This is a genomic window from Candidatus Borrarchaeum sp. (genome assembly GCF_019058535.1).
GTDB lineage: Archaea > Asgardarchaeota > Sifarchaeia > Borrarchaeales > Borrarchaeaceae > Borrarchaeum > Borrarchaeum weybense.
In genome coordinates this window covers 1-7,196 of record NZ_JAHPYX010000200.1, presented here as the reverse complement: position 1 = coordinate 7,196, position 7,196 = coordinate 1, and the positions used below count along the sequence as shown (strand labels likewise).

The window sequence follows — 7,196 nt, the reverse complement described above, 5'->3', positions numbered from 1 at the left end:
TTTATTCACAGAGTGTAAAGAAAATAACCTCTTTGCCTTTGATCCAACACCAAAAAACTATTTACTTGCTGATAATTTCTATAATCCAAAGCCAATGATTAAGACAACAGAGTTTAAGTCCAAACAATTAGCAGATCGTGTTAGTTTATTTTTAAATCAAATACGACTTGAAGGTATTAGCAGAATAAAAAAGGCCGGTATTATTTCATTTGAAAAAATGGGGGATATTATAAGTACAATACTTCAAAAGGGTAATCTCAATTTATTATTACGCTTGTTGAAAGTAAAAGGGACGATTAAACGTATCTTTCCTAATAACTCAATAATTTAGACGGATTTGTTTTATAATAAATCAGAAAAGTTTCAATACTTTAATTATTAATCTCATGGCAATCCTAGAACTTCAAGGTATCGTCAAATGCTAGTATCAAAAAATTCGAGGAATCTAGATGGATTACTCTGACATATTGACCAGCAATTTAGCATGGCTTGAAACAATGTATCAAAAAGGCGGTTATGGTGGGCCAGTAGTCCATTATTGGAAAGATAGTTTGGAATACATTGGACCTGGAATAGATTGGAGATATGAAGGATTGTTGACAGGGCTCATTACATTTTTTAAAAAATCAGATACGACGATCTGGTTAAGAAAGGCTGAAAATGTTGCTCAAGACATCATTGTAAGTCAACTTAGGAATTCATCTTTTCGAAATTCAAAATTTGAGGCAAATCCAGGCTGCGGAGGGACACCTCACGAAGCTGCAGTAGATATTGGTTTACTTGAGTTGGCAAAAATCTTGAAAACAGAGAGGAAAAAGTGGAAGAAGTATTTCTTTGTTGCTGATAGAAATTTGAAAACATTTCACTTAAGTCGATTATTTGACAAAAGCGTTAAGGCGTTTAAAAATTCTACAAGAACAGACTTCTTTGTGCCTAATAAAATCGCAACAACGATTGAAGCATTGATTAAACATTATGAGCTTTCCAGTAATGCAAATTTACTTCGAAGATTTGTCATCCCCGCAGGGGATTTTATACTAACTCAACAAATTCTTAATGAAAATGAACCGATTTTTGGTGGGATCTACCAAAGTGCAAATAGCAAGACGCCATTTGTTATGAGTTTCTATAATGCAAGATGTATTCCTGCCTTGATATTGCTTTACCGATCAATAACCGATGAACGTTACTTAGATGCCGCAATGTTGGTAGGGAAGTTCTTAGAAAAAATGGCACTTCGAGAAGGCGGCTTTGCTCACGATTTTTCATTTGTAGAAAATAAATGGATTAAGTCAAAATATCCTATTTGGATTGCAGGCTCAGCAGAAGTTGTTAGAGCATTATTATTATTAAACGAATTTGGTGGAAAGTTTAGTGTTTCAAAACACATTGAATTTATTAAACGTGGTCTGGATTACAATGGAGGATTTAGAACATCTATCGGAATAAACTTTAAGAATAAAGAAAAAAGTACTACAGAATATGAAACGAACTGGAAAGATAACCTTCATGTCGCAGGTTGGAATACAATGGTTTTCAGATTATTTTCTATGCTGTCTAGAAAAATCCCTGAGTTTGAAAAAATAACTGAGAAATCATTTCCCACTCTTATATCGAGGTGTAAGAATAACTTTATTCTAATTGAAACGCAAGAAAACATTTCAGTCATTCAAGAAAAGGAAAACAAGTTTAAACTGAATTTTTTATTTCCTAAGAAGTCAAAATATTCCCTTGGAAGGCCTAAAATCTTTCCTAGAAAAATTATTGCCCGAGTAAGAGAAATTATTCAATCATTTCGCTGCTAGTTGCTTGAATTACTACTCAATTGAGTTCAAACTTGAAGCAACTAAGAAGATTTTATCATTCTAAATAATGTCTTAGTAATAAATTTAATCTCAATAATTTCAACAGCTTTTGAAAATATTATGAGAATGACATAGAGAGTCAAAGAAATGATAATATTTAATATAGAATTAAATATGAAAAGATATTCTAATATTAAATAACATCCTACACATAAAAGACCGGAAAAGATTGTCCAAAGAATCTTGGCTGTTTCATATTTTATTTGAAAAAGTTCTTTTGTATTCTTATAGGACAATCCTAAGTATATTATGCTAAATGCTACAGCAGCGATACCAGCGCCAACTAATTCCAAGAAAGGAATTAATACGAAAAAAACCATCGAAGAAAGATGTGCAATTATGTATGACTTAGCAACGATTTCCATTCTTTCCCTAACATAACAGGAAGTATTAATTATAGTTGTTATAAGTCCAAAAAAAAGCGCAGGGAGATAAAATGGGATAATAATCAAAGCTGGTAAGTAGTTTACGTTGCTTACAAATACAATTAAGAAAGGTGATACTGCATAAAGGAGTATAACAACGAGGAAACCCAATGCAATTAACAATCGAACCAATTTTGCAGTAAAAACTTTTAACTGCTCTTCTTTCTTTTGTTCCCACATTTGAGTAACTATCACTGGAAATGCAGCCTGTAATCCAATAAAGGGAAGATTGAAAAGACCAGCAACTGTACTCCCAATTGCAAAAAAGGCAACTGATTCTGCAGAAACAAACAAGAGAATTATATAATTCATTATAAAATCATGAATGGATCCAACAATTAACATGCTCACGCTTGGAATTCCAAATTTTGTAATTTTTCTTAATTGGTCTATAGAAATACTGCCTGACCCAGATTTTAACAAAAAATAAATAAGAAAAGCAAGGAATGAACAAAAATTACCAATTATCAACCCAATAAAAATTCCTAGCTCTCTCATTGCAAACATGAACACAAAAACAAGTCCCACAATAAGACCTAAAAATACTGATAAAAGTTCAAAGGCAATATACCATCTTAACATTTGACGAGCTTTAATAACATTAGAAAAAATTGCGTTTAATGAACTTATTAGTCCAAAGAGAGATATAGCAATTAAAAGAGCAAGATATTGAGGATGATTAAATACTCTAATGTTGAGAAAGTTCAAAACAATAACTATCGACCAAGCAGCTAATTCAAGAAAAAAAAGAAAAATTAAACCAGTAAATATAATGTCACGGGTTTTCTTGTACTCGTTACTTTCCTCATAACTTATCACATATCTAGAAATACCATCAGTAAAAAAAGAAGTAAATATGAGAACAAATGTGTTAGCAAAAACTATACTAAATGAATAAAAACCATATTCAGTTGTTGATAGTACATTAGAAAAGATTTTAAGTGCAATAAAAGACTCAACGTATATAAAAAATCTGGTTATTAAAATTATTGAAGAAAAGCGAGATATTTTAGTCCCAAATTTATTTAAATCGTCTAAAATATCAACTGCTGATTCTTCTGTCATTAAAAATCTTACTTCCTTTTTGAAAATCAGAAGAAGCTATCATATTTAAAATCATATTGCTTTTAAGAAAAAGAACAAACCATTTTTAGTCGATATTTTTTAACTAAGTTCCATGAAGAATATTTGTTAATTCTTTAAAGAGGATAAACATGAAAATTCTAGTATGCAATACAACCGTTGCTCCTTTCGCAATTGGAGGTATTGCAACTGTTACATATAATCTTGTTAAGCAGTTGGGCGAATTAGGGCATAAAATAACAGTCCTAATGAACATCCCTACAAACACAAGAAAAAAGTTGAAACCAATTCTAGAAAAAACAAAATTGAAAAATGTTGAACTAATACCAATTTATACAAAATCAATGTATGCTCTCTGCCCTACCGATATCAAAAACTTAATTTTAAAAACATTAAGAAACATCCCGAAAAATCTTAAACTTATTTTGTCGAAAGATTACGAAATTATTCATTTTCATGCTTTTGGTTTTTCAGATCTATCTTTTTTATATCCTGTCTTAGCTAAGATTTTTCGTTCAGTATACATAATCTATACCTGCCACGATACGCCTGTATTAAGCACAAATTTTGCCTTAAAAAGAAAAAAATTCTCATCCATTTTAAAAAGATTGAGATTATTCGCTTTTCGTGTTGCATGGAGATATTTAGATGCTGTTGTGGCTCCCAGTAAATTCCTATTAGATAATTTAAAAAGAGAAGGGTTTATATCGAAAAAAATGGTTACTATTCCAAATGGTGTTGATATTAGAAGTTTTAAAGAATCTAAAACTATATTATTGAATGGAAAACCATCAATCGTAAATGTTGGCTATTTTGAAAAGAGAAAAGGCATAGATATATTACTAATCGCATTTCAAAAAATCAAAATGAAATTTCCTGAAGCTGAATTACATCTTGTGGGTCATCATTGTCTTAGTAGGCAAAAAGTAAGTAAACTCAGAAAATTAGACATATTTCTATACGGAAAACTGCCTTTGCATGATATTATTCCTTTATATAAAGGTGGAGATATTTGCATATTTCCTTCAAGAAAAGAAACATTTGGATTGCCAATCCTTGAGGCAATGGCTGCTGGAAAGCCGGTAATTGCGTCAGAACTGCCTGCCTTCGAAGAATTAATTAAAAATTCTGAAAATGGATTTTTAACTGACTTAAATCCTATTTCTATTTTAAAAATCGTAGAAGATTTATGGAAGGATGAGAATTTAAAATATAAAATTGCCCAGAATGCTTTGGAATTCGTTCAAAAATATGATTGGAGAAATATTTCACGAAAATATGAAGCACTTTTTATTTCACTTCTAAAATAACAAAATTGTTGTCTATTTTTAATTAATAATCTTCTGCGTCCCTTAAATAATCAGAATCCGCTTAAGTGAACTTCTGAACTTATTTATTGGATATTTCTTTATAGATTTCAAGATATTGTTCAGAAACAAAATCCCAATTATATATTTTCTCAACTTTAGCCCTTCCCGCCATTCCCTTCTTTTTAGCTAATTTGGGTTCATTTAGTAGATATATAATTGATTTTGATAATTGATCATAGTCATCGGGATTAATCAATATGCCACTCGCATCATCAATAAGAGTGTTCATCGGAGGAAGATTACTTGTAACAACGGGTTTACCTGAAGACATTGCTTCAATAAAAACAACTCCGAATGCTTCCATTTTTGAAGGCAACACAAAAATGTCTGAAGCTGCAAAATAATAGGGAAGTTCTTGTCTCGGAACAACACCAGTAAAAATAATACTATCCGATAGTTTATTCTTGGAAATTAATTTGGATAAATAGATATAGAACTTTGAATGTTTGCATTCGAAAGTATGATGAAAACTCTCCAATTTTGGTCCAACAAACATTAAAATCGCATCAGGAATAACTTTCTTAACAGATTTAAATGCCATAATGATATTTTTCGCTCCTTTATGTGGGTCAAGTCTTCCAACAGAAAGTATTAGAGGTTTATCGTTTATTTTAAATCGTTCTCTTATAATATTTCCATTAATCGTCGGATTAAACTTCATAGTATCGATAGCATGGGGAATCATTTTGACCGTATTTGGATTAATCCCTTTTACATTCTCGATGATTTTCTGCCGAATGATCTCGCTTGGCGTTATGACCGCTGCAGCAGATTTTGAAATCATTGAAGCTATTTTGATATGTAGTTTTGCGGCATCTCCTAATTGCAGCCATGGATAATGATTAAATTCTGAAAAAACATAAGGTTTTGATCTCATTTTGGCTGTTAATTTCATACACAAAGGAGACCATCCATGAAAAATATGAAATAAATCGAAATTATATTTTGCATCCAAAAGTAAAAAACTTGGAAATGTAATTGGATATTGTAAACAAGCCTTAGGAAAATGAAAAGTATCTTTATTATAAGGAATTCCATGATATGAGAAAATTTGCTTATCTTGTATGATCTTTTTATTTTTCTGACTTACAACTATATGAATTTCAAGGTCTTTTTGAGAAAGATACTTTGCTAAATCGTATATCATTTGCTCAGTTCCTCCACCAAATTTTGGAGGAATCGGCAGTGATATCATTCCATTCATGCAAATTCTCAACATTTTTACAAATTTCCTCTCCTTATTTTCACAACATTAGACATCTATATAATTTTAGAGTTTTTTCAGCAATTTTACTCCATTGAAAAATTCTCTTGGCTCGTTTCCGGCCTGAAATACCAATTTTTTTTCTAGTTTTTTCATCAGCATTCAGTTTTTGTATTGTATCAGCTAAAACCTCCGCATTATTAGGTGGAATCAAGATACCTGCGTTTCCAAGATATTCAGGAATACCTCCAATGTTGGTGGCTATAATAGGTGTTTCACAAGCCATTGCTTTTATTATAGTACTACTAGCATGTGCTTCAAGACGGGGCACGATCAAAATTTTACTTTTCTGTAATTTTTGAAAAAATATATTCTCAGATAATTCTCCACCAAATACAATATTTTCAGTAATCTTGTTCTTTTCAGCATAATTCATTATTTCTTTCCTTTCAAAATTGAGCACAGGGCCATAAATATGAAGAGTAATAGGCGTGTTTTTTTCATTTAAAATTGTCATAGCATTTAAAAGAATATAAATGCCTCTAGATTCAACAGGCGGACCAAAAAAGGTTATTTTGTCCCTTAGGTAATGTTTAAGTTCGGGGATCTTAACTCCATGATAGATTATTCTAATCTTACTTTCTAAATAAGGGAAAATCTGAATTAATTTTTTCTTAGAAAAATCCGTATGTACGATGACTGCATCAATTTTCTCAATTATAGGTTTTAGTATTTTAGAAAATCTATTGCTAAATACAATTTCATGTAGAGTAACAACTTTTTTTGCTTTTTTCGGAAGAAGAAGAAAAGATAAAAGACTAATAAATCCAAAACTACCTGCACATAGTTGATAGTGGACAATATCACTATTTAAAGTTTTGAAATTCGTCCAAATTGCCCGCAAAATACTATTTGGCAGATTATAATACTTTCTAAAGAAGAATTTGAATATTTTCTCCCATGCTGATGGATACCAAGAATTGCATCCCTGCTTTGAAGCTTTATTCACTCTAGCTTCACACCAACAACTACCTGAAACAATTTTAATCTTTTCAATCTCTTTTAGTTCCTGAAGTGCGCTCATAAGTTCGCAAGTGTAATCAGAAACTCCAATATTAGGATACCAACAGCTAATAAAAGACACATTCAATTTTTTCAAAGAATTCCTCTCTATTTTTATCAATCTCATTTTTTATCATTTATACTACATCTTAAGAATCACATATGGGATTTTTTCATAGACTTAAGG

General features: G+C 30.9%; 6 protein-coding genes. 3 read left to right on the top strand and 3 right to left on the bottom strand.

Translation table 11 applies throughout. The annotated features are described in order from the left end of the window. Window positions 1-331: hypothetical protein (locus tag QVB70_RS12345; RefSeq protein WP_287586689.1), on the top strand; the 331-nt coding region annotated here is incomplete at its 5' end. Between the two features lie 118 nt (window positions 332-449). Beyond that, a complete protein-coding gene (locus QVB70_RS12340) occupies window positions 450-1,805 on the top strand; it encodes a hypothetical protein (protein ID WP_287586687.1) in 1,356 nt (451 codons plus the stop codon). Between the two features lie 41 nt (window positions 1,806-1,846). On the opposite strand, the gene QVB70_RS12335 is transcribed toward QVB70_RS12340, so the two are convergent. Then, the gene (locus QVB70_RS12335; protein WP_287586685.1) at window positions 1,847-3,355 is read right to left on the bottom strand and encodes a lipopolysaccharide biosynthesis protein; all 1,509 of its coding nucleotides are present in this window, start codon (window positions 3,353-3,355) and stop codon (window positions 1,847-1,849) included. Window positions 3,356-3,504: 149 nt separating this feature from the next. On the opposite strand from QVB70_RS12335, the gene QVB70_RS12330 reads away from it, so the two are divergent. Next, on the top strand, window positions 3,505-4,683 hold the full coding sequence (locus QVB70_RS12330; protein WP_287586683.1) for a glycosyltransferase family 4 protein: 1,179 nt from the start codon (window positions 3,505-3,507) through the stop codon (window positions 4,681-4,683). A 79-nt stretch (window positions 4,684-4,762) separates the two neighbouring features. Here QVB70_RS12330 and QVB70_RS12325 read toward each other — a convergent pair whose 3' ends face one another. Continuing rightward, window positions 4,763-5,947, bottom strand: coding sequence for a glycosyltransferase family 4 protein (locus QVB70_RS12325; RefSeq protein WP_287586681.1), 1,185 nt, complete (start codon window positions 5,945-5,947; stop codon window positions 4,763-4,765). Window positions 5,948-5,987: 40 nt separating this feature from the next. Next, on the bottom strand, window positions 5,988-7,106 hold the full coding sequence (locus tag QVB70_RS12320; RefSeq protein WP_287586678.1) for a glycosyltransferase family 4 protein: 1,119 nt from the start codon (window positions 7,104-7,106) through the stop codon (window positions 5,988-5,990). Between the last annotated feature and the right edge of the window lie 90 nt (window positions 7,107-7,196).